Genomic DNA, 26,769 nt, shown 5'->3' with positions numbered 1-26,769 from the left:
TCGGTTTGTTTATGTATAGAAGGTGAAAAGATGAATGAACGTATTCTAAAAACATTAGAGTTCGAACAAGTAAAGAAAATGATTCAACAGTATTTATCTACTGAACAGGGAGAAGAAGAAATCCGTCAATTGGCACCTTCTAGTGACGAGGATACTGTGCAGGCTTGGTTAGATGAATCAGAGGATGGAATGAAAGTCCAACGACTCCGAGGCGGACTCCCAATTCCCAAGCTGAACAATATCAAGCCGCATATGAAACGGATCGAGATTGGTGCGAATTTGAATGGTTTGGAACTTGCTGAGGTATCTCGTGTACTTTCAACAACAAGCGAACTTGTTCGTTTTATTGAGGATTTAAAGGATAGTGAGTTGGAGTTTCTTCGGCTCTATTTTTGGGAAGACCAATTGACGACTTTACCTGAGTTAAGCGGGAAGTTACGTCGTTCTGTGGAAGAAGATGGTCGTGTACGTGACGAGGCCTCACCAGAATTACGCACAATTCGCAGCCAGATTCGTCGCAGTGAGCAGACGATTCGAGAACAATTAGATGGTTTGATCCGCGGGAAAAACGCGAAGTATTTGAGCGATAGTTTGATCACAATGAGGAACGACCGCTACGTTATTCCAGTTAAACAAGAATATCGCGGAGTATTTGGTGGTGTCGTCCATGATCAAAGTGCATCTGGTCAAACCTTATTTATGGAGCCTAAACAAGTTGTTGAGTTGAACAATCGTCTGCGCCAGCAACAAATTGCTGAACGTACAGAGATTGAACGAATATTGGCTGAGCTGTCTGCAGAGTTAGTAGCACCGCGTAAAGATATTCTGCATAACGCTTATGTGTTGGGACGCTTTGACTTGATGAATGCGAAAGCACGTTTTGCAAAAGAATTGAAGGCTGTCGTACCAACGATTAACCAAGAAAATCATGTGTTCTTCAAACAGGCTCGCCATCCATTATTGGACCAAGAAAAAGCGGTAGCGAATGATCTGATGATCGGACAGGATTTCCAGGCAGTGGTCATTACTGGACCTAATACTGGGGGTAAAACTATTTCCTTGAAAACATTAGGCCTGTTGCAATTGATGGGGCAAGCGGGATTACCATTGCCTGTCGGTGAAGATAGCGAAATGGGTATATTTGATGAAGTTTTCGCAGATATTGGTGATGAGCAATCCATCGAACAAAGTCTATCAACATTCTCTTCTCATATGACCAACATTGTTTCGATACTTGAGAAGATCGATGAACATAGTTTAGTACTATTTGATGAGTTGGGTGCTGGGACTGATCCGCAAGAAGGAGCGGCATTAGCAATCGCGATTTTGGATGCTGTAGGTGCAAAATCTTCTTACGTTATGGCAACTACCCACTACCCAGAATTAAAAATCTATGGTTATAATCGATCAAATACGATTAATGCCAGCATGGAATTTGATGTAGATACATTGAGTCCGACCTATCGTTTATTGATAGGTGTTCCAGGACGCAGTAATGCCTTTGAAATCTCACGTCGTCTAGGTTTAGATCCGATGGTGATTGAAAGTGCCAAACAAATTATTGATGAAGAAAGTCAAGATTTGAATGAAATGATTTCTGATTTGGAAAACCAGAGGAAGGCTACTGAGACTGAGTATTTAGAAATTCGTCATTATGTAGATGAATCCGAAAAACTGTATCGCGATTTGAAGAATGCTTATTCCTATTTCTTTGATGAACGAGAAAAAGAAATGGAAAAAGCCCGTAAAGAAGCGAACAAAATCGTTAGTGAAGCTGAAGAAAACGCTGAAAAAATCATCAAAGATATTCGCCAAATGCAGCTGGATGGCCAAGGACATGTGAAGGAACACCAATTGATCGATGCCAAATCGCAATTTGCGGATCTGAAACAAGACGAACAACTAAAGAAAAATAAAGTCCTACAAAAAGCAAAGGCAAAAAAACAATTCAAACCAAATGATGAAGTTATCGTAGAAACCTATGGTCAACGTGGAACCTTAATTAAAAAAGTCGGTGACACAGATTGGCAAGTTCAACTGGGGATTTTGAAGATGACCGTTTCAGAGGATGATATGACTTTGACTGCACCAATCGAAGAACCGAAACAGCGTGTGATCACAGGAGTGCAACGAGGTGCTAGTTCTAAGGTTAAGCCAGAATTGGATTTGCGGGGCAAACGTTATGAAGAAGCACTTGCGGAAGTCGATCAATACATTGACGCTGCTTTATTAGCAAACTTTGCGCAGGTGAGGATCATTCATGGTAAAGGGACTGGGGCTTTACGAAAGGGGATTACCGATTATCTAAAAAATAATCGCAATGTTCTAAGTTTTGATTTCGCTCCGGCTAATCAAGGTGGTAATGGTGCAACAGTAGTAACATTTAAATAGTTTACAAGTGTAAGCAGAACAGTAGCGAAGAAAATAAGACCGTGCTATACTACTTTTAGTAAGAAAACAGAATGCTGATTTTGATGCATTCAAGTTATATAGGAGGAATTCAAATGTCACAAGTAGTTACTGATAAAACTTTTAGCGAAGAAACAGATAACGGCCTTGTTTTGATCGATTTTTGGGCAACATGGTGTGGTCCTTGTCGCATGCAAGCACCGATCTTAGAACAATTATCTGAAGAATACGATGAAGATGAGTTCAGAGTCGTAAAAATGGATGTAGATGAAAATCCAGAAACACCAGCATCATTCGGGATCATGAGTATCCCAACACTTGTCTTGAAAAAAGATGGGCAAGTCGTTGATAAAGTGATCGGTGTTCATAGCAAAGACCAATTAAAAGAGCTTATCCAAGCTCACATGTAAGAAACTGAGCTGGGCATTTTGTCCAGCTTTTTTGCGAGTTAGGCTTTTGGCAGTTGACCAAGTTTGAAAAGTAGTTATGGATTTTTAGACAATTAATGGACAGGCTGTTTAGCCTAATCGTATGCGAAACGAAAATAGGACTCATTTTTCCGATTTTTGGAAAAATGAATCCTTTAATAAAAATTAGCTGTCAGTCTAAGTTTTCACAGTTTACTTTGAAGTTTAAGGAAGCATCTGCTTATATCTATCTTATCGATCGCAATGGTTACTTAGATGATATGCGTGGGGAGAATCCAACTCATTTTTTGAAGAAAAATGAATACTTTAAGACGAAGTAGCTGTCAGTCCGAGCTCTTTCATAATTACAAATGGAAATACTTGGATTAAATCAACTGCAAATTGAAAGAGATAGCTTTGAAGGGAAGCAGCTTATGAACGAACGAATTAAAAATAAATTAGCGCTTTTACCAGACCAACCGGGCTGCTATCTGATGAAAGATAAGAATGGGACAATTATTTATGTGGGAAAGGCAAAAATCTTAAAAAATCGTGTCCGATCTTATTTTCGGGGCAGTCATGATACTAAGACAGAACGGTTAGTCAGCGAAATCGTGGATTTTGAGTACATCGTAACTGAATCAAATATTGAGGCCTTGCTGCTTGAGATCAATTTAATCAAAAAAAATGATCCTAAGTACAATATCATGTTGAAAGATGATAAAACCTATCCGTTCTTGAAGATTACGAATGAAAAATATCCTCGTTTGATGATTACACGGAAAGTGTTGAAGGATAAAGCGCATTACTTTGGTCCTTATCCCGATGTGAATGCAGCGAATGAAACAAAGAAGTTATTGGATCGTTTGTTTCCATTAAGAAAATGCAAACCGTCGCAAAAGACTCCGTGTCTATATTATCATTTAGGGCAGTGTTTGTGTCCTTACGCCTTTCATGTTGATCCTCAGGTCTATAAAGATATGGTTGAAGAAATCAAGCGATTTTTGAATGGCGGACATACTGAGATTCAAAAGCAACTAGAGGAAAAAATGAATCAGGCCGCGGCTGATATGGAATTTGAGAAGGCTGCTGAATACCGAGATCAAATCAAGGCTATCGAGACGGTCATGACAAAACAAAAAATGACTAATACGGATTTGGTAGATCGAGATATCTTTGGTTATGCCACAGATAAGGGTTGGATGTGTGTTCAAGTCTTTTTCGTTCGCCAAGGGAAATTGATTGAACGTGATGTCTCAATGTTTCCATTTTATAATGATGCGGAAGACGATTTCTTGACATATATCGGACAATTTTATCAAGAAAATGAACATTTTATTCCTAAAGAAGTTCTGATCCCTGATGATATTGATAAGCCTAGTGTTGAAGCAATGTTAGCAACTAAAGTTTTGCAGCCGCAACGGGGAGATAAGAAAAAACTTGTGAAGCTGGCAGGAAAAAATGCTCAAGTCGCATTGAATGAAAAATTTGATTTGATTGGTCGCAGTGAGGCACGAACAATCGGCGCTGTGGAAAAATTGGGCGATGCTATGAACATTCCGGCACCAATCAGGATCGAAGCTTTCGATAACTCCAATATTATGGGAACAGATCCAGTTTCTGCAATGGTGGTTTTTATCGATGGAAAACCAGCGAAGAAGGAATACCGTAAATACAAAATCAAAACGGTCAAAGGGCCAGATGACTATGCATCAATGCGAGAAGTCATCTATCGTCGTTACTCACGTGTTCTAAAAGAAGGTCTTCCATTCCCTGATTTAATTGTGATTGATGGCGGTAAAGGACAAGTAGATGTAGCGAAAGATGTCTTGGCTAATCAATTGGGGATTGATATCCCAATCGCGGGATTGGCAAAAGATGACAAACATAAAACTAGTGAGTTACTATTCGGGCCAGAACTGAATGTAGTACCACTGGAACGTAATTCACAAGAATTTTTCTTACTGCAACGTATTCAAGATGAAGTCCATCGCTTTGCGATAACTTTCCATCGCCAGCTGCGCAGTAAAAATAGTTTTGCATCGAAGTTGGACAATATTGATGGGTTAGGACCAAAACGGAAAAAAATGCTGTTGAAAGAATTTAAATCTTTAAAGAATATCCAAGCAGCATCTATTGATGAGTTACAAGAAGTAGGACTGCCCAAACAGGTAGCTGAAAATACATTTAATCAATTACAGGAAAAATAATGTATAGCACCCTTTACATCAAATGTAAAGGGTGCTATACTTTTGTCATAAGATGTAAAGGGCGCTATACATTTAGGGAGTGATCGTTTGAAAAATCGAATTCAAGAATTACGTAAAGAACGCAAGATGACTCAAAGTGAATTGGCCGATCATTTAGAAGTAACACGCCAAACGATTATTTCTTTAGAGAATGGACGCTATAACGCTTCATTGATCCTAGCCTATAAAATTTCGCGATTTTTTGGTTTAATGATAGAAGAAGTTTTCATTTTTGATGAGGAGGATGAATAATGAAGGAACTATCAAAACAGGATCGCGAATACCGGGAGAAACTACGTAAAAAGAATATTGGATATATGATTGCAATTATTTTCATGTTAGTCTGTTCAGCCACACTATTTATTGGAACAAAGTGGTTTGAGCTCAAAATCAGTGACCATGCAGTAGGTTTTTTAACCGGATTCTTTTTTTCGCTCTGTATAGTATTTGTGATTTTCTTTTTTAGAAATCGTCAGACGATGAGAAACCCTCAGAAATTAAGAAAAGAACGAATTATTAAAACTGATGAACGAAATATTGAAATCTCTGCTAGAGCTCTTCAGATTACGACCTTTGTGATGACGATAAGCTTAGTTATTTTGAGTATAGTTGGTAGTTTTGTATCAAGATTAGTAATGATGACAGCGAGTGGGTTACTGTACGTGTTTCTTATTAGCTATCTAATTTGTTATTTCTATTTCAAAAGGAAACTATAGGTGTTAAGTGATATGTTCATTTTTCAGTTTTTGGGAAAGGTGAATTTAATAATAAAAAGGAGTGATAAGATGTTACAGGTTGAAAATTTGAGTAAGAGTTTTGGATCGTATAAGGCTTTGGATAATATGAACTTTACGATTGAAGACGGAAAGATATTAGGATTGATTGGACAAAATGGTGCGGGCAAGACCACCACATTTCGTTTGATCTTAGATTTCTTATCGAAAGATTCAGGCAGTGTTTTATGGAATGGGCATACACTGTCTGGCAAAGATTATAATATGATCGGCTATTTGCCAGAAGAACGGGGCTTATACCCGAAAGTTACGATTGAAAACCAATTGTTGTTTTTTGCTTCATTGCGTGGGAGAAAAAAACAAGAGATCGCGCCAAAAATTGACGAATGGATGGAAAAATTCCAAGTCAAAGGCAAGAAAACCGATAAGGTAAAATCACTCTCTAAAGGGAATCAACAAAAGGTCCAATTGATCTCAACGCTGATTCACGAACCGAAGCTGGTTATTTTAGATGAACCATTTAGCGGTTTGGACCCAGTTAATGCTGAATTGTTGAAAAATGGTATTATCGAATTAAAGGAAAAAGGTTCATGTGTAATTTTCTCCAGTCATAATATGGATAACGTTGAAAAAATTTGTGATCACTTGATTATGTTGCGCGATGGCGAAACAGTATTGAATGGTAAAGTTCATGAAATTCGCGAATCCTTCGGCCGCAGCAAATTGTATTTAGAATCTCATTTAACAAAAGAAGAGTTAGAAGCTTTTTCTGGTGTTCATACAGTGATTCAAAAAGAAGACGGAAGCTTTGATATTACCTTAGAAGATCCCGCAGCTGGGAAAGAAATTTTTGTCCAAGCGACTAAATCTGGTTATATTCCAATGTTCAATCAACAACCGCCAACTCTAGAAGAAATTTTCAAATGGAAAGCAGGTGCTGTAAATGAGTAAAATGGGCGTTATTATCAAAGACGTATATAAAAAGAATGTAAAATCAACAGCCTTTCTCATCATGATCTTGGCACCTTTTCTGCTTATGGGGATTTTCTATTTATCTCAACATTTCTTCGGAGATGCCAATGATATCAATGAGATTGGTATTGTAAGTGATCAACCAGCCGTTGCAGAACAGTTAGCAAAGACTAAAAATAAAGATTATAAATTCAAAGTCATCGCGACTGATAAAACAGCGCAAAAACAATTAGAAGATAAAAAGATCGATGCTTATCTTGACTTAAAAATGGGGAAAGAAAAAGTTTCAGGCAAACTTTACAGCAAAGCATCATTAGGAACTTCAACTGAAATGCAGTTGCAGCAAATTTTAAGTTCAATGCAAGCGAATATTCGCGCCAACCAGCTAAATCTAACCACGGAACAGGTTCAAAAAGTTATGGAGCCAGCAAAATTTGAATCAACGAAAGTTACTTTCGAGAACGGTAAAATGCAAAGTGATGGTGGAGACTCGGGTACCCAATTTGTCTTAAGCTTTTTAACAACAATCATCATGTTTGTATTTATCGTCAGTTACTCCTCAATTATCGCTCAAGAAATCGCCTCTGAGAAGGGCACTCGTATCATGGAAGTTTTGCTTTCTAGCATGAAGGCTAAAACACACTACTACGGCAAACTTTTAGGGGTGCTGTTGGTAGCCTTGACACAATTATTGATATACGGGGTAGCGATAGTCTTTGGTTATCGTCAGTTTAAAGATATGGACATGGTAAAAGACCTTCTGAATAACGTTTCTATTAAGTCCTTATTAGGTAGTGGGGCACTGGTTATTATTGCGTTCATGCTCGTGGGATTATTCTTGTACGCCGTTCTTTCAGCGCTATGCGGCTCCTTGGTGAGCAAACCTGAAGATACAGCGAAAGCTATTCAACCAGTGATGTATTTATCTATGATTGGTTATATGTTGGGATTGATTTTAGGGACATCTGATCCTACAAATATAATAATCAAAGTAACATCCTATATTCCTTTCTTATCGTCCTACAGTATGCCGCTGCGACTTGCTTCTGGAACAGCCGCACTTTCGAGTGCCTTTGTGTCATTGGGAATCTTAGTGCTATTCACGATTTTCTTGACACTATTCTCGGCTCAATTGTACAAATCAAATGTCTTGGTATACAGCGAAGGCGGAACATTAAGTGCCTTGAAACAATCGATTTCTATTATGCAAAATGATCGCAAAAAGAAATAAACAGATATATTGAGATTGGCAGGAACCACAATAAATCGACTCCACAAGTGACATCATTGTGATTCCTAAATCCGTTCATGGAGCTAGAATCAAAGAGCATTTTGCTATATTTGATTTTGAACTGAGTAATAGCAAGATGAAGTAAATTGATGGCTTGAATATTAATGAACGGCTTGGTGCTGACCCTGATAATTTTGATTTTTAACGAATGACTGAATATCTCCCAGTATAGTAAAAGCGCATGAATCAGACTTTCTCGTCAATTCATGTGTTTTTTTAATTTAGACAAAGCTAAAAGAGGTTTATCTAAAATTATTTGTAAACACCTGCGAGTAGAATCGCAGGTGTCAGAAAAATGTTGTTCCCTACGCAGTTATGAACTTGTCAATGATCGGATATAATCGCGAAAATGGCTTATTCGCGCGGAATTTCTGTAGGTCCTTCTTTGTTTTTCTTCCTGATTCGATGCAGCCAGTGCAGTAGTCCGTTTCGTTCTTTAGTGTCTTGGTTTGAGTCAGGGTTAACAGTTTGGACCGAATCTTGCTTCTGTTTGATCGTCTCGATTGGCATTGTCTTCACTTGTGGAAGAGTGTCCTTTGCTACTGCTACTTCTGTTTTTTCTGTTGGTTCAATACTAGTTAACCGCTTGAAATAACGGCCAAGTGGTGCTTTGGGTAGAGCTGTTGGTTTCGGAGTCGCCAACAGTTCCTGTTCTGTTTGTTTTGGCTTATCCGATACCTCAAAGCAGCGTACTTCTTCACAGGTTGGTTCTGCTTCTTTGCCCGGCTCGCCGTAATAATTCACGTTCTGTGCCTCATGTTCTGGATCAAAGATTAAGGTATCAATGTATTTCACGACTTTTGCGGTCACCACAGAATCAAATAGTTTTACGCCGTTTTGTGTACTAATATCTAATTTCGTCAATAGTTCGCAAGCTTCTTTGATCTTTGGTGCGGCTAGGTCAGGATTGAGGCCTTTATAGGTCCAGTCATGAGTGCCGCCATCGCCTTTTCCAAATGTCACAATTAAATCCTGGATCATTGTTCTGTTTCCTTTCTATAGTTTTTTATCTGCGTAGGTTCGTAGTCATCAAGGTTCATTGGTTTCTTCGGGACGGGCAAATGGAAACAGAGAACGGAGCTTTGTCACGACTTTCTCACCGAAGTTTCTTTGCGGAGAGATTCTCGTGCTTAACGTTTTCCATTCAGGAGCCATAAAATAATCTTCAAAATAATGAAAGAAGCGTTTCATGGTACGTGTTGCCTTGGTATTCATAAACAGCTCACGGACAAGATCCTTCAGAAAATGATCAAACTCCGCCGCTCCCAGCTGGTAGCGCACTTTTAATGTTAAGATATATTGGATCGTGATGCTGCTGTTTTGTGTGGCTTGATAAAAATCGGTAATACGAGTTTCTAAGGTTTTTGGTTTCAAATGGAATAGCTGCCGGAACGACAGGGGTTGGATCTGCATCATAGGTTCTCATCCTTTCGCTTTCATAATGGAGAAGGGCGGTCGCGCGTTACCGCCGCTTCTTAAAGTGTTTAATTTAGAAAATAATGGTCTCAATTGTTTCGACGTACTTAGCGGTTTCCACGGTGTGGAAGAGTTCCGCGCCGTCTTTCTGACAAAGCTTCACGTTCGTCATGCGTTCTAATAATCCTTTGATTTCGGTGCCTGTCTTCGTAGTATCCGGATCATTGAAGCTCCACATTTGATTCTTGCCAAAGCTGTTTTTAAAGGTTGCGACGATTTTTAACATGGACATTTATTTTTCTCCTCTCTCATTCTTACTTGGTGTAGCGTGATTGACTGGTTAGAATCACGCCGTACAGCTCACTGCCTTCTACCGATAGTTCCTTCATAATCTCGCCTAGCTCCAGAACTTTTTCTTCACTTGGCTCTTCGATCACATTTGCAAAGCTGATCTTCTTCACTTTCTCTCCACCTGCGTCAATCTCTACTTGCAGTTTGTTTCCGATGTGTTGAATCATTTGAATTCCTCCAATAAATTTTTAGTACCGGCCGGTGACTAAAAGATAGCGGATTTTTCAAAAAAGTGCGAATCGCAAAATTGCAGATACCCCCCTCAATTTTGCACATTTTGAGCTAAAAAAGCCGTTTTTGGCCCAAAATCGGTTAATTCGAGGGGGGTAAGTGCAAAATTGCGATTTGAAATCGTTTTCTATTGGGTTTATAATTAAGAGTTTCGTGAAAAATGATGACATGGAAAAAGCTGGTAACTAGGAATTGACTTATCAGCTGGGCTATAGTTATTAGTGTTGCAAAGAGTTTCTAATCTATCAAAATATAGAAGGAGTTGACTTAACAATTACAGATGGTCAAGTTATTAGTGACCAGCAATTGATTCTCACACTGATCGCGATATTTTTTGTCAAATTTTAAGCGTGAAGTAGCTTTCAGATATTTTCGACTATATTTGTACAAAATTAGTGATTTTTTTATTTAGAATAGTTCGAGAACTGGTTTTATGATAAAATAGCAAGAAAAAGGGAGGGTTTTGATGGAAGGATTTTTAGTAAAAATTAATTCTTTGATCTGGGGAGCCCCAATGATCATATTAATTTTGGGTATTGGTATCATTTTGACAGTCGGTTGTCGGGCGATTCAAATCCGTCGCCTGCCATTGGCACTGAAGTATATGGTGAAAAATGAAGAGGGCGGACAAGGAGATGTTACGAGTTTTCAAGCATTATGTACGGCACTGTCTGCGACGATCGGGACAGGTAATATTGTAGGCGTCGCAACGGCAATTGTTGCTGGTGGACCAGGGGCATTATTTTGGTTAGAGTTGGCTGGTCTATTGGGAATGGCAACAAAGTATGCTGAAGGCTTGTTGGCCGTTAAATATCGAACCTTTGATGACCATGGAAAAGCATTAGGCGGACCATTCTATTATATTGAAAATGGGCTAGGATCTAAGTGGAAATGGTTGGCTAAGATGTTTGCCTTTTTCGGAGCAATAGCTGGTTTGATCGGAATTGGGACGATCGCACAGATTAACGGCATCACTTCTGCGGCGGAAACTTTTTTTGATCCCCAAAAATTAAACACGATTACACTTTTTGGAAATGAGTATTCGTGGGCAGTCATTATTACCGGGATAGTAGTTACGGTATTAGTGGCGATTGTTTTAGTCGGAGGCGTTCAACGAATTGCTCGCGTATCTGAGGTTATCGTACCTTTAATGATCGTTATCTATGTTGGGCTATGCTTATTCATGATTGTGTTGAATATTAATAAGATACCTGCTGTTATCGTTGAAATTTTCCAAAGCGCTTTTGGTCTGCGCGCTGTATCTGGTGGTGCTCTTGGGGCAATGATGATTGCAATGCAAAAGGGGATCGCTCGTGGAATATTCTCGAATGAATCGGGTCTAGGAAGTGCGCCAATCGCGGCGGCAGCAGCACAATCAAAAGAACCAGTCCGTCAAGGATTGGTTTCAATGACTGGTACATTTATCGATACGATTGTTGTTTGTAATATGACAGGAATGGCAATCATTTTGACCGGTGCTTGGAAAACAGGGCTAGACGGTTCGGCAGTAACAATCCATGCTTTTGCCGAGGCACTGCCGCTTTCAGAGACAATCGCATCACTATTATTAATGATTTGTTTAGCATTTTTTGCATTTACTACTATTTTAGGCTGGAATTATTATTCGGAACGTTGTTTGAGCTATTTAACAGGTGGGAATACGAAGTTTTCAGCAGTATTTCGTTGGGTTTATATTTTCGCCGTGTTTATTGGCCCCTATTTAACAGTTTCTGCTGTTTGGACGATCGCTGACATTTTTAACGGCTTGATGGCATTTCCAAATATTATTGCTTTAATTCTCTTGAGTCCAGTTGTTATCAAAGAAACAAAATCATATTTTGAACGACTGAATCGAAATGAGATCAATGAGTTTTCTTCTGTATCAATAACAGAATCAAGCTTGGAAGATGATTAATAAAAAATCGTAGTAAATGGGTAACACCATTACTACGATTTTTTTTGCAGATGATATTCCGTATCTTTTTTACTAAAAAAATAAATGCAGTTTTCACTCAAAGTCTTGGACAAAATAATCAAATAGGCTTTGTTCCTGAGGATCTTTTTGATGCGTCAATTCTGGATGCCACTGAACACCGATGATTTTGGTATTTCGATCACGGCTTTCTACGGCCTCGACAATACCATCAGCAGACCAAGCAATAGGAATAAGACTTTCAGCCAAGTCTTTAATCGCTTGGTGGTGATATGAGTTGACCTTTGCGCGTTGACCCAATAAAGGCGCTAAAGCTGAATCTTCCTTGACGATAATAGAATGCAGCCCAAAGTCCGGCACCGTAGGGAACATGTCATGTTTTACTTCCCAATCAGGGTATTGAGATAAATCTTGATACAGTGTTCCACCTAATGTAACATTCAAGAGCTGAGTGCCGCGGCAAACTGTAAAAATTGGTTTGTTTTGTTTAATTGCTTCTTTGATCAAAGCCATTTCAAAGGAATCTCTTTCAATACTTGTTGGACCCAATTTTGGATGCGGTTCTTCTCCATAAAGAAAAGGAGTAACATCTTGCCCGCCAGCTAACAATAGTTTGTCGATTGCTGCAATATACTCACTGGCTAGTTCTGGATCACTAATAGGTAATAGTACAGGGATGCCGCCAGCTTGATGAACGCCATCAGTAAAGCCTTGGGGACTATAAGTAAATGGTTGATCAAAAAAATCTTGATTCTTTTGATAATGCTGATTTGCTGCGATGCCAATAATATTTTTTTTCAAAGTTGATCACTCCTTATATCTTTTAATAACATAGTCAAAACTTAAAAAGCAAGTATTTCGATTATTAAGTTTTTTCTCATTCTTATTGTACAAAAAACTACTATAAATAGGATTGAATAACTCAACTAAACATATGAGATTTTTGACCTTTTTGCCAAAAAATAGTTACGAATATTCCTTTTTTTGATATACTGTATTCATTGAATAAATACAAAATGGTTGGGCGTAAGCTTCAAGGATCGTGTTCTTCAAGGGGTGAGAAGAGCAACCCTGAGAGTTTTGCGCTCTTTTTTTGTATCTAAAAGGAGGGTTTGTGTGTTAGAAGCTTTAGAAAAAATAAAATCTGCAGAGGAACAAAACGAAAGAAAAAAGGAACAACTGCTAGCAGAACTTTCAGATTATGAAACAAACAAGAAACAATCACTACAAGACAAACGTGAAAAATTGAGATCAGATTTTTCAAAAGCTTTGACGGAGAGAGAACAGGTTTTAGCGAATGAAATGGAAGTTGAAGAACGTAACCTTAGTAGAAATGCCGAAGAAGCAATCAAAACAATGGAAGAAAATTATGATTCAAAGAAAGAAGAAACGGTTCAAAAAATAATCGAAAGGGTGATCGCAGAATATGGCAGTCAGTAAAATGAGTAAACTGACTTTGATTGCGCAACAAGAATACAGTGAGCAAATTCTATCTGCAATTCAGGGATTTCAAGGAGTCGAAATTCGGGACCTCTTTCAGCAAACGGTCAGTAATGAGTGGGTAGATGAGTATTTTAACGAGGTAGAACCGTTACCTAGTCAAGATGCATTAACACGGCTTGACAACCAATTGGAACAGATAAATCATGCCGTCCGATTTGTTGAGCATCATGGGAGTAGTCGTGAAAAGGGACTTCATCTTAAACGTCAGCAGGCAACGCTAAGAACGCTTGAAGAAAATTTCGATGAGTCTGTTTTAAAGTTGGAATTAGAAAGTATTCAAGGATTAGAACAACGTTTTACAGAAGCAAACGCAAGGCAGCGAAAACTGCAAGAGCAAGAAAGCCTTTTGCAAAAATGGCAAGCGTTAGATTTTTTGCCGAAAGAGTATTCTCTACGTTCAACACGATGTTTTTTGGGTACAGCAGATGCAAGCGTTTGGGATTCGTTCAAACAGCAAGTGGAAGATGAACAGATCCATTATGAAGTCATTTATAGTGACGATCAAAGCGTCAACTTTGTATTACTATTTTTACAAAAGGAACAGACAAACGTTCTAGAACTTGCTCGTCAGTTCAGTATAATAGCTTTTACCTATAATCGAAAACAGCTACCTAAAAATGAGTTGGCATCGATTCAGCGTGAAATGATTGAATTAGTTGAAGAACAAAAGCGTTTAGCACAACTGATAGGACAGAAAAAAGTGTCCATTGAAAGCTTGGAGACGGCAGAAGAGGTTTTATTAGCAAAAAAAAATCGCTGGCTGATTCATGACCGTTTCATTAAAGATGACAAAGTATTTTTAATTCAAGGTTGGCTGGAAACAGAAGCATTCAAAGAATTTGAGACTTTTGTAGGAAACTTGATTGGTAAAGATAATCTCTATTTAGAGATTGAGGAGCCAACGATGGTCGAAATTGATGAAGAAATTCCGACTAAATTGAAAAACAACGCAGTAGTTAAACCTTTCGAAATGTTGACAGAAATGTACAGTATGCCTAAATACCATGAGGTCGATCCGACGCCGTGGTTCATGCCATTTTATTTTGTATTTTTTGGGATGATGGTGGCAGATGCAGGATATGGCACATTGATGTTGGTAGCGACCACGATTGCTCTACGAACAGTTCTGCCGCGTGGAATGGAACGCTTTATGCGGTTCTTCCAGATTTTAGCGGTTCCTACTATTCTATGGGGGCTAATCTATAATTCATTCTTTGGTTTTTCGTTAGGTTATAAACCGATTCTTTCTACTAGTGATGATGTTATTAGTATATTGATCTTATCAATCATTTTTGGTGTAATTCAGATTTTTATCGGGTTAGGGCTTGCAGCAAAAGAAAATATCAAAGCCAAAAACTATTTAGGAGCTGTCTCAGACGGCTTTGCCTGGCAAGGGATCATGATCGGGGCAATCATTGGCGGTCTAGGAAAAATGCTCTTGAATAGTCAGCCACTATTTTTTATTGGAGTGGGTTTGGCTGTTTTGGGTGCGTTATTGATTATCATTACACCAATGCTACAATCGAAATCAAAAATCAAAGGATTAGCAAAAGGGGCTTACAATCTTTATGGCATCACTAGTTACATTGGTGACCTAGTTAGTTATACACGATTGATGGCTTTAGGAATTTCTGGTGGAAGCATCGCTGCAGCATTTAATATGTTAGTAGGCTACATGCCGCCAGTGGCGCGTTTCAGTGTCGGAATCTTGTTGATGGTAGCTTTACATGGATTAAATATCTTTCTATCTTTACTGTCGGCCTATGTTCATGGTGCCCGCTTACAGTATGTAGAATTCTTCGGTAAATTTTACGAAGGTGGCGGACGTGCATTTCGTCCATTAAAAACAGAAGAAAAATATGTGAATATAGAACAAGAAAAATAATTGGAGGAATTTTAAACAATGATGGAGTATTTGATTAACAACAGCGGTGGTATGGTTTTTGCAATTTTAGGAATGGCAACAGCAACGATTTTTTCTGGAATCGGGTCATCAAAAGGTGTAGGGATGACTGGTGAAGCAGCGGCAGCTCTGACTACTAGTCAACCAGAAAAATTTGGTCAGGCATTAATCTTACAGCTATTACCAGGTACACAAGGTTTGTACGGTTTCGTTATTGCTTTCTTGATTTTCACCAATTTATCGTCTGATTTAACACTAGTTCAAGGTTTTGGCTACTTAGGAGCTGCACTACCAATTGCCTTTACGGGATTATTTTCAGGTATTGCCCAAGGGCGCGTAGCAGCCGCAGGTATTCAAATTTTAGCTAAGAAACCAGAGCATTCGACTAAAGGAATTATTTATGCTGCCATGGTTGAAACGTACGCGATCTTAGGATTCGTTATCTCATTCTTGCTAGTCGGACAAGTGTAAGGATTTCAGATTCTCTTTTAGCAGATGACTAAAAAAATACACTTTTAAAAAACTATTGCTATGAGGGTTCAGAAGAGTGACCTATGGCAAGAGGATCAAATTTATTTTTTCCGTAAGAAAAAGTAAATACCTTAGTACGAATAAGGAGATTTTTGATGGAAGCAATCGAAAAGATAGTTGAGCAATTGAATCAACAAGCCGATCTGGAACTGCGACAGCTGAAGGAAAAAGAAACGGCACGAATTGATCAAGAGTTTCAAGCGGAATTGACAGAGATTAAGACTGATCATCAAAAACGTTTGGAGAAGAATATACAGAGCCTAGAGAATAGTTACAAACAGGCTACGAATCGGCAACAAGTTGCTCAAAAACAGATGATTTTAAATCAGAAACAGGCAATTTTAGAACGGGTCTTTGCCGAAGCAGTTATTAAAATGGAAGATTGGTCGTTGGAGGATCAACAAAAATTTGCCCATAATGCTTTGAATAAATTGCAATTACAGGGTGAATTAGTTTTTATTCCAGGAGAAAAGTCACAGACTCTTTTCACGGAAGAATGGTTAAGTGAGCAAAATAATATCCTACCGTATCATTTAGTATTGGGAAAAACTTCTGTTGGTGATCAAGCTGGATTTATTCTGGACAGAGAAGGAGTGCAGTATAACTTTCTTTATCAGAGTCTGGTGAGGGAAATCCAACAACGAGAAAGTTTCCAATTTGCTCAAGAGCTTTTTGAATCGAACAGCTAGAGAAATACAAGTTTTATCTGTAAATAGTACGAATTAGGAGGCATTGAATGAAACAATCTACGTATCATGAATTGAATCCGCTGGTTCGTTTGAAAGAATTGGAGTTGTTGACCCCAGAACTGATTACGCGAATGCTAAAAGCTGAAGACTCAGCAGAGGTCGAAGCGCTGTTTAGGGGAACGATTTACGGCGATTATTTGTCAGATAGTTTTTCTGAGAGTTTTGAAGAAGCTTTAGGACGTGCGCAAGAAGATTTATTGTCGGAATTAGTGAAAATTGTCCCTGATCCGAAAGTAATTTGGATATATACCATGCGTTATACTTTTCATAACCTTAAAGCGTTGATAAAGGCTGAATTGCTGGATCAGAATTTTGATGATCTATACATTTCTGATGGTTTTTATTCGCTAGATCAAATCAAAACGGCGATTCGAACAGGTCAAGCGAGTGGATTACCAGATGTTTTGCTTGAAAGTATTCAGGAGGTTCGTGAGCACTTCGAAGAATCAAACAGCTTACAGGGGATCGATATTATTCTGGATCGGAAGTATCTGTACTGTCAACGAAAAGTAGCGGACAAGATTGACGAGCCAGAGTTATCGAAAGAAGTGATCAGCTTCATTGATTTTACAAATATACTAATGATAGCACGTGGCATAAAGCAAAAGCGAAGTCGTAATTTCATGTCTACAGCATTGTCCAGTCATGGAAGTATCTTGAAAAAAGAGTTGTTAGATTGTGTCGAAGGAGACTTAGAACAATTTACCAACTATTTACGATCGACGTCTTATGGCGAAGTAATTGAGCCAATCATTAAAGAGAATACGATTGATTTAAGCCAGTTAGAAAGACTTTGTGATGATTATTTAACAGGCTTTTATGAAACGGCACAGACCCAAGCCTTTGGACCATTGCCGGTGCTGGCTTTATTAAATGCTAAGTCGATTGAAGCCAAGAATCTTAGGCTGATCATCACTGGGAAGCGGGTCGGTTTGACTGAAGAGCAAATCAGAGAAAGGATGCGTGAGACATATGGCACATAAAATCGGTGCGATCGGCGATAAAGATTCGGTCTTACCATTCAGACTCTTTGACTTTGATACACGAACGACGAAGGATAAGCAAATTATTAGGCAGCAAATTGATGAAATGGCAAATAATGACTATGGCATCATCTATATTACCGAAGAATTTGCCCAGCTTGTTCCTGACACGATCAAACGTTATGAAGAAAAGATGATTCCGGCGATTGTATTGATTCCTAATCACGAAGGAACATTAGGAATCGGCAAGTCCATGATTCAAGGACAGGTCGAACGAGCAGTCGGACAGAATATTTTATAAAGGAGCTAATGACTTGCGAGAAGGTAGAATAATAAAAGTTTCTGGTCCATTAGTATTGGCCGAACATATGGAGCAAGCCGCCATTCAAGATATTTGTTATGTGGGTGACCTAGGGGTTATCGGCGAAATTATTGAAATGCGGGACGATGTTGCATCCATCCAGGTATATGAAGAAACCGCGGGCATTGGACCAGGGGAACCCGTTAAGACGACAGGAGAGGCGCTTTCGGTTGAATTAGGGCCGGGAATTGTTTCTCAAATGTTTGATGGAATCCAACGTCCGTTAGACACGTTTAAGGATCAAACTAATAGTAATTTTCTTAGCCGCGGAGTACAGATTCCTGCGTTGGACCATACCAAAAAATGGTGGTTTGAGGCGACTCTTGAAGAAGGGGCGTCTGTGTCTGCCGGCGACATTGTTGGAATAGTTAATGAGACGAAGATTATTACACACAAGATTATGGTGCCAAACGGTGTTAAAGGAACCTTAAAAAAAATCTCATCGGGGGAATTTACGATTGATGACACTGTATATGTGATCGAAACACAAAATGGGTTACAAGAATTTTCGATGCTGCAAAAATGGCCGGTACGTCGCGGGCGTCCAGTATCAGAAAAACTGAATCCAGAAGCGCCAATGATTACTGGGCAACGAGTGATCGACACCTTTTTCCCAGTGGTTAAAGGTGGAGCTGCAGCGGTACCGGGACCGTTTGGAGCTGGAAAAACCGTCGTTCAGCACCAAATAGCTAAGTGGGCCGATGTAGATATCGTAGTTTATGTTGGTTGCGGCGAACGTGGCAATGAAATGACAGATGTTTTAAATGAATTTCCGGAACTGGTCGATCCTACTACTGGCGAATCTTTGATGGAACGGACGATTTTGATAGCCAATACGTCAAACATGCCAGTGGCAGCTCGTGAGGCATCAATCTATACTGGGATCACGATCGCAGAATATTTCCGTGATATGGGATACAACATCGCGATCATGGCGGATTCTACTTCGCGCTGGGCAGAATCTCTGCGTGAAATGAGTGGACGTTTGGAAGAAATGCCTGGTGATGAAGGATATCCTGCTTATCTAGGAAGCCGTCTTGCTGAATATTATGAGCGTGCTGGTCGAGTAATTGCTTTAGGCAGCGATGGACGTGAAGGGTCAATCACAGCTATCAGTGCCGTATCTCCATCTGGTGGTGATACTTCAGAACCCGTAACGCAAAATACACTGCGGGTCGTAAAAGTATTCTGGGGACTGAGCGCAACATTAGCTCAACAACGTCATTTCCCAGCCATTGACTGGATGGAAAGTTATTCATTATATTCCTCTGAAGTTGGGAAGTATTTAGACAACGACTTGCAGGCCAATTGGTCGCAAATGGTTGGTGATGGCATGCGGATGCTGCAAAAGGAATCTGAACTGAATGAGATTGTTCGTTTAGTTGGGATCGATTCTCTTTCAGAAAAAGATCGTCTGACGCTAGAAGTTGCTAAATCTTTGCGAGAAGATTATCTGCAGCAAAATGCCTTTGATGATGTAGATACTTTTACTTCAAGAGAAAAGCAGTATAAGATGATGCAAAATATATTGACCTTTGACAAAGAGAGTCAACGTGCGCTGGAATTAGGTACCTATCTAAAAGAGATTATGGATGGTACAGTTGCTTTGCGGGATCGAATTGCACGAAGTAAATATATTGCTGAAACGGAATTAGAAAAGTTAGATCAAATTAATCTAGATATTGTTAAAGAAATTCAAGCGATTGTTGCAGAAGGAGGAATGACCAATGATTAAGGAATATAAAACGATTAATGAAGTGGTCGGACCTTTGATGGCAATCGACAAAGTAGAAGGGATCAAGTATGAAGAGCTGCTTGAAATCCGTTTGAAAAATGGTGAATTGCGCAGAGGACAGGTGCTGGAGATCCACGAAGACAAAGCCCTTGTGCAAATTTTTGAAGGAACCAGTGGAATCAATCTGAAGGAATCGACCGCGCGCTTCTTAGGTCACCCCTTAGAATTGGGTGTTTCGGAAGATATGGTTGGCCGTGTGTTTGATGGATTGGGTCGACCTAAAGATGGCGGACCGGAAATTTTAGCAGAGAAAAATGTCGATATTAACGGGGAAGTAATCAATCCTGTTTCCCGAGATTATCCGGATGAATTTATTCAGACAGGAATCTCAGCGATCGATCATCTGAATACATTGGTTCGTGGACAAAAGTTACCAGTATTTTCAGGCTTTGGTTTGCCCCATAAAGAGTTGGCAGCCCAAATCGCTCGTCAAGCTACTGTACTGAATACGGAAGACGATTTCGCGGTGGTATTTGCCGGTATTGGGATTACTTTTGAAGAAGCAGAATTCTTCATGGAGGACTTCCGTCAGACAGGTGCTATCGATCGATCAGTCGTCTTTATGAATCTGGCCAATGATCCAGCCATTGAGCGGATTGCAACGCCACGAATGGCACTGACTGCTGCTGAGTATCTGGCATACGAAAAAGGGATGCACGTACTGGTTATCATGACGGATATGACGAACTATTGTGAGGCTTTGCGTGAAATTTCTGCGGCGCGTCGCGAAGTTCCAGGACGCCGTGGATTTCCGGGTTATCTTTATACCAACTTAGCGACACTTTATGAACGTGCTGGGAGAATTCGTGGATTGAAAGGTTCTGTAACTCAGATTCCGATTCTAACAATGCCGGAAGATGACAAGACTCATCCGATTCCCGATTTGACTGGCTATATCACAGAAGGTCAGATCATTTTATCACGGGAACTAGATAAGAATGGGATTCAACCGCCAATTGATGTTTTGCCGTCATTATCACGTTTGAAAGATAAAGGAACAGGGGAAGGTAAGACACGTAAGGACCATGCGCCGACAATGAACCAGCTTTTTGCGGCCTATGCTCAAGGGAAGCAGGCCAAAGAGTTAGCCGTGATATTAGGCGATTCAGCATTATCCGATGTTGACAAAATCTACGCAAAATTCGCGGAACGATTCGAAGAGGAATACGTCAATCAAGGTTTTTATGAAAATCGTTCGATCCAAGAAACCTTGGATCTTGGTTGGGAATTGCTTGCGATGCTGCCAAGAACTGAGTTGAAACGGATCAAGGACGATATGTTGGACGAATATTTAACAAAAGGAGATTAATCCTATGGTGAAATTAAATGTTAATCCAACACGAATGGAACTTACCCGATTAAAAAAGCAACTGACAACAGCTAGCCGTGGTCACAAGCTGTTGAAGGACAAGCAAGATGAACTGATGCGGCGTTTCATTTTATTGGTCAAAAAGAACAATGTGATGCGGGCTGAAGTCGAAGAGGAACTGCAGCAAGCGATGAAGAATTTTTCAATAGCGGATGCGCTCCTGAATGATAAATACATCGAAGAATTATTGGCGGTTCCGAAAGAGCGCGTAACGCTTGATGTGATTGAAAAAGATATCATGAGTGTTAAAGTGCCAATCATGAACTTTCAACATAAGTCGGAGTTATCTGATGGCCCGTTAGAATACGGTTTTCTAAATTCCAATGACGATTTGGATCAGAGTATTCAGAAGTTCACAGCAGTTTTACCAAAACTGCTGGAGCTAACTGAGATCGAAAAAACCTGTCAGTTAATGGCAAAGGAAATTGAGAAAACGCGCCGTCGGGTGAATGCTCTGGAATATATGACGATTCCGCAGCTGGAAGAAACGATTTACTTTATCAAAATGAAGTTGGAAGAAAATGAACGGGCAGAAGTCACGCGCATGATCAAAGTTAAAAATATGGGTACTACTTGAGAAAGTAGTGCCTTTTTTTGAAGGTAGGAATCTATGATTAAAGAAAAACGCTGGCCTTTTAAAATTTATCCTATTCAATTTATCGCTTTAGGATTTGGCGCAATCATATTATTTGGAAGTATACTGCTAACTATGCCAATATTTACAAAATCGGGACAAGGAACGCCGTTTATTGACGCGTTATTCACGGCAACATCTGCTACTTGTGTAACCGGCTTAACGACGCTAACGACTAGCGAGCACTGGAACTTTGGAGGTCAATTAATCATCATAAGTTTGATTGAAGTCGGGGGACTGGGATTCATGATGATGCCCTTCATCTTTATGGCGATCATGAAGAGAAAAGTCGGATTAGTCACTCGAATTATTTTACAAGAGTCTCTAAATTTAGACAGCTTATCAGGCGTCATGCGATTGATGCTTTATATTTTTCGATTTGCGATGGGATTCCAGCTGCTTGGAGCGATTTTGCTGGCTGTTGATTTTGTTCCAGCTTACGGTGTTACTAAGGGTCTTTGGTATTCGTTTTTTCATTCTATTTCTGCTTTTTGTAATGCTGGTTTTGACTTGTTTGGCGATAGTCTGGTAGGCTTCCAAAATAATGCGTATGTGCTACTGGTGATTTCTGGCTTGATCGTTGCTGGAGGGTTGGGTTTTATCGTTTGGCAGGATCTGATGAATTTTCGCAAAACGAAAAAGCTTAGTTTACATAGTAAACTGGCTTTAACTGTCTCGTTAAGCTTACTGATTATTGGGACTATTATATTTTATGTATCGGAATCTGGAGGTCGTTATATTGTTGGGGATTCCTCTCCTGCTTCGCGCTTTGCCAACATGCTTTTCATGTCAGTGACAGCCCGAACAGCAGGCTATTTTTCCGTTGATTATGGTAGTGTCAGTCAAGCAGGAATTCTTTTCACTATCGTTTTAATGTTTATTGGAGGTACACCTGGTTCAACAGCAGGAGGACTGAAAACAACAACTTTTGGGGTTTTGTTGGTTCAAACAATCTCTATGCTGAAGGGAAGAGAACATGCAGAAGTCTTTCACCGAACAATCCGGCCTTCTGTTGTATCTCGTGCATTGACTCTTTTCTTCATTACTTTGAGCTTGTGTATCGCTGTAACGATGTTGATGTCTGTTACTGAGATATTGCCGCGTTCTCGTGGAATTGAGTATCTTTTGTTTGAAACATTTTCGGCCTTTGGCACCGTTGGTCTGACGATGGGATTGACACCTAGCTTGAGCTTTATGGGAAAACTTTTGATCATTGGCTTGATGTATATCGGCAGGGTAGGCATCTTGACAGTCGGTTTCTCTTTGACGATGCGTTTAACTAAACGAGAAGGTGGAAAATATAAGCTTCCAGAAGAAAGTGTCATGATCGGATAAAAAGAGTCATCCATTGAAATTTTTCAATGGATGACTCTTTTGAATTCTTAAATTGTTCGAGCGACTTCAAATCCATCCCAAATCGCTGCTCGAATATTTCGCACCTTAGCGCCATCACCTAAGCGATATACATAAGGCGATTCGTAGCGCAATTCTTCAAATAAATCCCCTTTTGATCGGTAACCGACAGCAACAATAATATTGTCAGCAGCTATTGACTGTTCCTTATCATCCACCGTAATTTTAAGACCTTCTGAAGTAACTTCTTTTGCATGCGCATTTGTCATGATCTTAACATTATGGAAGGCTAGCAAATCTCTTAACATCCATTCATTCATGGGAGGGAGCGGACTGCCGGATCTAAGAATATCTGGCAGAGCTTCTACTACTGAGACTTTTTTTCCCTGCAATGCTAAATGTAGTGCTAATTCACAGCCGACTAAACCACCACCGATAATCGTACAGGTTTCACCGAGCGCGACTTGATTTTTTAAGACTTCATCTGCTAGGTTGACTGGTTTGTTTTCGCTGCCGGGAAGTTCTAATTGAATCGGAGTTGAACCTTCAGCTACAAAGATAGCGTCAGGGTTCATTTCGCGAATTTTTTCTTTGGTAGCTGCTTCATTCAGACGGACATCGACATTTAATTTTTCCATCTGATGCTTGTACCATTCAACTAGATCAAGGTCATCGTGTTTAAAGGCTGGAATCCCACCGACCATTAATGAACCGCCTACACTATCTTTAGCTTCAAAAAGCGTGACCTTGTGACCGCGAAGTGCGCTAACTCTTGCTGCCTCTAAACCTGCAGGACCGCTGCCGACGATCAAAATATTTTTCTTAGTCATTGCTGGTTCAATACGAACAAAGTTTTCTCGACCACATTGTGGATTTACCGCACAGGAACCGCGGCCGCCTTCTAACAAACGCCCAAAACAGCCATCATGACAGCCTAAGCATGGTCGAATATCTACTAGGTCATCAAGCATGACCTTATTCACGTATTCAGGATCGGTTAGTAGCTGACGCCCGATTCCGACAGCATCGATCTTTCCATTTTGCAGGGCTTCAACGGCCATGTCTGGATTTTCCATTCGGCCAGCGACGATCACAGGGACATTGGTTACTTTTTTCAATTGTTGAGAAAGCGGCAGGTACATTCCTTTTTCAAAATACATTGGCGGATGTGCCCAATACCAAGCATCGTAGGTTCCAGCATCTGCATCGAAGCCATCATAACCAGCTTCTTGCAAGATTTTCGCTGCTTCTAAGGATTCTTCGACATCACGACCTAATTCTGAAAATTCTTCTCCGGGAACTGCCCCTTGTCGCAGTTGTTTGATATAGCTCTTGATACTGAAGCGCAAGATAACTGGGAAATCTTCACCACAACGTTTTTTGATGGCTTGTACGATCTCAATTGGAAAAGTCAGCCGACCTCTCAGATCTCCGCCGTATTTGTCGTCTCGTTGATTGAACAAAGTCATGGTAAAGCAGTCTAATAAATAGCCTTCATGCATCGCGTGGATTTCAACCCCGTCGAAGCCGACCTTCTGTGCAATGTGAGCTGATTCGGCAAATCCATCAACAATTGCTTCAACTTCCTCAGTAGTTAAAGCACGACACTCGACATCGATCCAGCGATTCATCACTTTGGATGGTGCGACATAATCTGTGTCCTTTAAAGCTGTTGGTAACGCACTTCGTCCTAATCCAGCGGTGAGCTGCATAAAAATTTTAGTGCCATAAGGATGAACCTTGTCAGTAATCTCCTTGCCCATTTTTTCATAGACACTTTCGTTTGTTACAGGACTAGGGAAGAAAGCGTCGTTGTGTTTTTCAATCGCACTTTCCACCCAATTTGCTCCAGTGATAATCAAGCCGACACCGCCACGTGCTCTTTCTTCGAAGTAGTCAACGGCATCTGGGGTGTAACTGTTAGTTTCGTCGGTCTGAGCTAAGGTTCCCATGGGCGCCATGCAGAATTTGTTCTTGATCTCGACATTACCAATGTTAAATGGTTCAAATAACGGTTTGTACTTTTGCTTCATCTTTTCACCCTCCATTAATTGATAAGCCTACCTTTATTTGTTACACTAATCACAAAAGGGCAGTGTTTAGTGCTTACAAATCTATTTTAAGAAATTTCTTTGTTGCTGAATTGAATAATTACGCAGACTCTTTGTTGTTTTTACGAATGATTTGGAGGCCTATTAATGGGAAAGGATTTATCATTAGAATTCACTGATCCGCAAGCATATATCGAAAGCTTGGATCAGGTGAAATTTAGTTATTCACTCTCTTCAGAAGAAAAAATCGCTATGCATTATTCTAGAATTCATGTAATTAATGATTTAGTTATGACATTTAGTGACCATGAAGCATCGACAGGCTATTTTACCAATGAGCATCGTCATCAAAAGTATTTTGGATTGCGTTTTATTCGATCGGGTCGGGAACGGCATTCTTATAATGGACAGAGTACGCTGCTGGACAAAGAAGAATGCTTATTTTTTGATTTATCAGGAAAAGGCGGTTATCGAAGATTGTCCCGCGTTGAAGGAATCAATCTACTGCTTCCCCATGATGTACTGGCATCGAAAATTCCTAAAATGACTGATTTTTGTTTTAGGCTGGATTGTCGGCAGGGATTAGGGAAAGTGGTTATTGAGTACACCTTTTTACTTGAAGATCAATTGATCGGGCTATCCCAGGATGAACGAGTGATTGTGATGGATAATTATTTAGACATACTGTGCCAATGGTTGATCCAAAGCGAGAATCAGCTGCCAAATCAGCAAAATACTTTACTGTTTGCTCAAATACAAGATTATCTTACACATCATCTATCAAACGAGGAACTAAATTTATCTTCGGTAGCGAATCACTTTAACCTGTCGCCACGAACGATCCAGAAATTGTTTTGTGAACAGGGTCTGACATTTAGCAAATATCTTGTCAATGAACGATTGCGGCATGCGGCTCAGGATCTGCTCAGTTCTCAATTGTCGATTACAGAGGTAGCTTTGAAATGGGCGTTTTGCGACACCTCATATTTTTGTCGAAAGTTTAAAGAAAAATTTGACCGAACACCATCAGTCTATATAAAAGAGTATCGAGATAGCTTATGCAGCGAAAGTGTCAAACGGATTTCATGTCCACTAAAACAATAAAACGAGCCGACTCCAAGAGGAGTTGGCTCGTTGCTTTTTTAGCGAATCACTTCAATTTTATAACCATCTGGATCAGTAATGAAATAATATGAAGGATCTGTTCCTGGCAAACCCTTCAAGTCAGTCACGTTGAATCCTTTGTTTTTTTGTTCCTCATGAAGTTTTTCAAGATTATCTGAACTAATTGCAATATGACCGTAACCGTCACCTAAATCATAAGCTGCATGATCATAATTATAAGTCAATTCCAATTCGTACTCATCACCTGGTAAAGTTAGATAAACCAATGTGAATTTTGAGTCTGGAAAATCGCGACGGCGAGATTCTTCAAAACCGAATGCTTCTTGATAGAATTTGACTGATGCCTCTAAATCTTTCACACGAACACAAGTATGTGCCATTTTCATAAGTAAGTAACCTCCTATTGATTATTAAATTCA

At 39.7% G+C, this 26,769-nt stretch carries 26 protein-coding genes, 1 pseudogene and 1 other annotated feature; of the genes and pseudogenes, 20 read left to right on the top strand and 7 right to left on the bottom strand.

The window, feature by feature from the left end; all coding sequences use genetic code 11:
* Positions 1 to 30: 30 nt before the first annotated feature.
* The 8 genes and pseudogenes from AC4J95_RS11225 to AC4J95_RS11190 all read left to right on the top strand — a co-directional run.
* Positions 31 to 2,391: an endonuclease MutS2 gene (locus AC4J95_RS11225; protein WP_494549958.1), complete on the top strand. Its 2,361-nt coding sequence runs from the start codon at positions 31 to 33 to the stop codon at positions 2,389 to 2,391.
* A 113-nt stretch (positions 2,392 to 2,504) separates the two neighbouring features.
* The gene (gene trxA, locus AC4J95_RS11220; RefSeq protein WP_316405565.1) at positions 2,505 to 2,819 is read left to right on the top strand and encodes a thioredoxin; all 315 of its coding nucleotides are present in this window, start codon (positions 2,505 to 2,507) and stop codon (positions 2,817 to 2,819) included.
* Positions 2,820 to 3,250: 431 nt separating this feature from the next.
* A complete protein-coding gene (uvrC, locus tag AC4J95_RS11215) occupies positions 3,251 to 5,026 on the top strand; it encodes an excinuclease ABC subunit UvrC (protein WP_316405564.1) in 1,776 nt (591 codons plus the stop codon).
* Positions 5,027 to 5,113: 87 nt separating this feature from the next.
* The gene (locus AC4J95_RS11210) at positions 5,114 to 5,317 is read left to right on the top strand and encodes a helix-turn-helix transcriptional regulator (RefSeq protein ID WP_216410258.1); all 204 of its coding nucleotides are present in this window, start codon (positions 5,114 to 5,116) and stop codon (positions 5,315 to 5,317) included.
* Positions 5,317 to 5,781 carry a hypothetical protein gene (locus AC4J95_RS11205; RefSeq protein WP_316405563.1) on the top strand — a complete coding sequence of 155 codons (465 nt, stop codon included), beginning with the start codon at positions 5,317 to 5,319 and terminating at the stop codon, positions 5,779 to 5,781. Before AC4J95_RS11210 ends, AC4J95_RS11205 begins: the two co-directional genes overlap by 1 nt.
* Before the next feature lie 69 nt (positions 5,782 to 5,850).
* Positions 5,851 to 6,750 carry an ABC transporter ATP-binding protein gene (locus AC4J95_RS11200; protein WP_316405562.1) on the top strand — a complete coding sequence of 300 codons (900 nt, stop codon included), beginning with the start codon at positions 5,851 to 5,853 and terminating at the stop codon, positions 6,748 to 6,750.
* Positions 6,743 to 8,002 (top strand): ABC transporter permease, encoded by a 1,260-nt coding sequence (locus AC4J95_RS11195; protein WP_494549957.1) that lies wholly within the window; start codon positions 6,743 to 6,745, stop codon positions 8,000 to 8,002. The genes AC4J95_RS11200 and AC4J95_RS11195 overlap by 8 nt, the downstream gene beginning before the upstream one ends.
* 46 nt (positions 8,003 to 8,048) lie before the next feature.
* Positions 8,049 to 8,147, top strand: a pseudogene (locus AC4J95_RS11190) (aldo/keto reductase); the annotation flags it as partial.
* A gap of 269 nt (positions 8,148 to 8,416) precedes the next feature.
* Here AC4J95_RS11190 and AC4J95_RS11185 read toward each other — a convergent pair.
* From AC4J95_RS11185 to AC4J95_RS11170, 4 genes are all read right to left on the bottom strand, one after another.
* Positions 8,417 to 9,043 carry a DUF2922 family protein gene (locus AC4J95_RS11185; protein WP_494549956.1) on the bottom strand — a complete coding sequence of 209 codons (627 nt, stop codon included), beginning with the start codon at positions 9,041 to 9,043 and terminating at the stop codon, positions 8,417 to 8,419.
* A 48-nt stretch (positions 9,044 to 9,091) separates the two neighbouring features.
* Positions 9,092 to 9,475: a hypothetical protein gene (locus AC4J95_RS11180; protein WP_494549991.1), complete on the bottom strand. Its 384-nt coding sequence runs from the start codon at positions 9,473 to 9,475 to the stop codon at positions 9,092 to 9,094.
* A 76-nt stretch (positions 9,476 to 9,551) separates the two neighbouring features.
* Positions 9,552 to 9,764 carry a DUF2922 family protein gene (locus AC4J95_RS11175; protein WP_316401828.1) on the bottom strand — a complete coding sequence of 71 codons (213 nt, stop codon included), beginning with the start codon at positions 9,762 to 9,764 and terminating at the stop codon, positions 9,552 to 9,554.
* Positions 9,765 to 9,792: 28 nt separating this feature from the next.
* On the bottom strand, positions 9,793 to 9,996 hold the full coding sequence (locus AC4J95_RS11170; RefSeq protein ID WP_494549955.1) for a DUF1659 domain-containing protein: 204 nt from the start codon (positions 9,994 to 9,996) through the stop codon (positions 9,793 to 9,795).
* Positions 9,997 to 10,526: 530 nt separating this feature from the next.
* On the opposite strand from AC4J95_RS11170, the gene AC4J95_RS11165 reads away from it, so the two are divergent.
* Positions 10,527 to 11,975: an alanine/glycine:cation symporter family protein gene (locus AC4J95_RS11165; protein WP_494549954.1), complete on the top strand. Its 1,449-nt coding sequence runs from the start codon at positions 10,527 to 10,529 to the stop codon at positions 11,973 to 11,975.
* Between the two features lie 93 nt (positions 11,976 to 12,068).
* Here the strand turns inward: AC4J95_RS11165 and AC4J95_RS11160 are convergent, their stop codons facing one another.
* A complete protein-coding gene (locus AC4J95_RS11160; RefSeq protein ID WP_494549953.1) occupies positions 12,069 to 12,794 on the bottom strand; it encodes a gamma-glutamyl-gamma-aminobutyrate hydrolase family protein in 726 nt (241 codons plus the stop codon).
* Between the two features lie 217 nt (positions 12,795 to 13,011).
* Positions 13,012 to 13,059: a sequence feature (sodium ion sensor (DUF1646 type); this cis-regulatory element may regulate processes involved in with the transportation of sodium ions), on the top strand.
* Positions 13,060 to 13,109: 50 nt separating this feature from the next.
* On the opposite strand from AC4J95_RS11160, the gene AC4J95_RS11155 reads away from it, so the two are divergent.
* From AC4J95_RS11155 to AC4J95_RS11110, 10 genes are all read left to right on the top strand, one after another.
* Positions 13,110 to 13,433, top strand: coding sequence for a hypothetical protein (locus tag AC4J95_RS11155; protein ID WP_316401822.1), 324 nt, complete (start codon positions 13,110 to 13,112; stop codon positions 13,431 to 13,433).
* Positions 13,420 to 15,381 carry a V-type ATP synthase subunit I gene (locus AC4J95_RS11150; RefSeq protein ID WP_494549952.1) on the top strand — a complete coding sequence of 654 codons (1,962 nt, stop codon included), beginning with the start codon at positions 13,420 to 13,422 and terminating at the stop codon, positions 15,379 to 15,381. The genes AC4J95_RS11155 and AC4J95_RS11150 overlap by 14 nt, the downstream gene beginning before the upstream one ends.
* An 18-nt stretch (positions 15,382 to 15,399) precedes the next feature.
* Positions 15,400 to 15,870 (top strand): V-type ATP synthase subunit K, encoded by a 471-nt coding sequence (locus AC4J95_RS11145; RefSeq protein WP_316401820.1) that lies wholly within the window; start codon positions 15,400 to 15,402, stop codon positions 15,868 to 15,870.
* Positions 15,871 to 16,025: 155 nt separating this feature from the next.
* Positions 16,026 to 16,619, top strand: coding sequence for a hypothetical protein (locus AC4J95_RS11140; RefSeq protein ID WP_316401819.1), 594 nt, complete (start codon positions 16,026 to 16,028; stop codon positions 16,617 to 16,619).
* 47 nt (positions 16,620 to 16,666) lie between these two features.
* Entirely contained in the window at positions 16,667 to 17,662 is a 996-nt protein-coding gene (locus AC4J95_RS11135) for a V-type ATPase subunit (protein ID WP_316401818.1), read from the top strand.
* On the top strand, positions 17,652 to 17,963 hold the full coding sequence (locus tag AC4J95_RS11130; RefSeq protein WP_316401817.1) for a V-type ATP synthase subunit F: 312 nt from the start codon (positions 17,652 to 17,654) through the stop codon (positions 17,961 to 17,963). The genes AC4J95_RS11135 and AC4J95_RS11130 overlap by 11 nt, the downstream gene beginning before the upstream one ends.
* A gap of 13 nt (positions 17,964 to 17,976) precedes the next feature.
* Positions 17,977 to 19,758: a V-type ATP synthase subunit A gene (locus AC4J95_RS11125; RefSeq protein WP_494549951.1), complete on the top strand. Its 1,782-nt coding sequence runs from the start codon at positions 17,977 to 17,979 to the stop codon at positions 19,756 to 19,758.
* The gene (locus AC4J95_RS11120) at positions 19,751 to 21,127 is read left to right on the top strand and encodes a V-type ATP synthase subunit B (protein WP_316401815.1); all 1,377 of its coding nucleotides are present in this window, start codon (positions 19,751 to 19,753) and stop codon (positions 21,125 to 21,127) included. The genes AC4J95_RS11125 and AC4J95_RS11120 overlap by 8 nt, the downstream gene beginning before the upstream one ends.
* Before the next feature lie 4 nt (positions 21,128 to 21,131).
* A complete protein-coding gene (locus AC4J95_RS11115; RefSeq protein WP_494549950.1) occupies positions 21,132 to 21,764 on the top strand; it encodes a V-type ATP synthase subunit D in 633 nt (210 codons plus the stop codon).
* A 33-nt stretch (positions 21,765 to 21,797) separates the two neighbouring features.
* Positions 21,798 to 23,156 (top strand): TrkH family potassium uptake protein, encoded by a 1,359-nt coding sequence (locus tag AC4J95_RS11110; protein WP_494549949.1) that lies wholly within the window; start codon positions 21,798 to 21,800, stop codon positions 23,154 to 23,156.
* Positions 23,157 to 23,203: 47 nt separating this feature from the next.
* Here the strand turns inward: AC4J95_RS11110 and AC4J95_RS11105 are convergent, their stop codons facing one another.
* Entirely contained in the window at positions 23,204 to 25,207 is a 2,004-nt protein-coding gene (locus tag AC4J95_RS11105) for an oxidoreductase (protein ID WP_494549948.1), read from the bottom strand.
* Positions 25,208 to 25,372: 165 nt separating this feature from the next.
* Between AC4J95_RS11105 and AC4J95_RS11100 the strand changes: the two genes are divergently transcribed.
* Positions 25,373 to 26,329: a helix-turn-helix transcriptional regulator gene (locus AC4J95_RS11100; protein ID WP_316401811.1), complete on the top strand. Its 957-nt coding sequence runs from the start codon at positions 25,373 to 25,375 to the stop codon at positions 26,327 to 26,329.
* Positions 26,330 to 26,367: 38 nt separating this feature from the next.
* Here AC4J95_RS11100 and gloA read toward each other — a convergent pair whose 3' ends face one another.
* Complete coding sequence (gene gloA, locus AC4J95_RS11095) at positions 26,368 to 26,736, bottom strand: lactoylglutathione lyase (RefSeq protein ID WP_316401810.1); 369 nt, start codon at positions 26,734 to 26,736, stop codon at positions 26,368 to 26,370.
* Between the last annotated feature and the right edge of the window lie 33 nt (positions 26,737 to 26,769).

The sequence above is a fragment of the Enterococcus sp. GPZ-007 genome (assembly GCF_059374735.1).
This window is presented reverse-complemented; position numbering and strand designations above follow the sequence as displayed.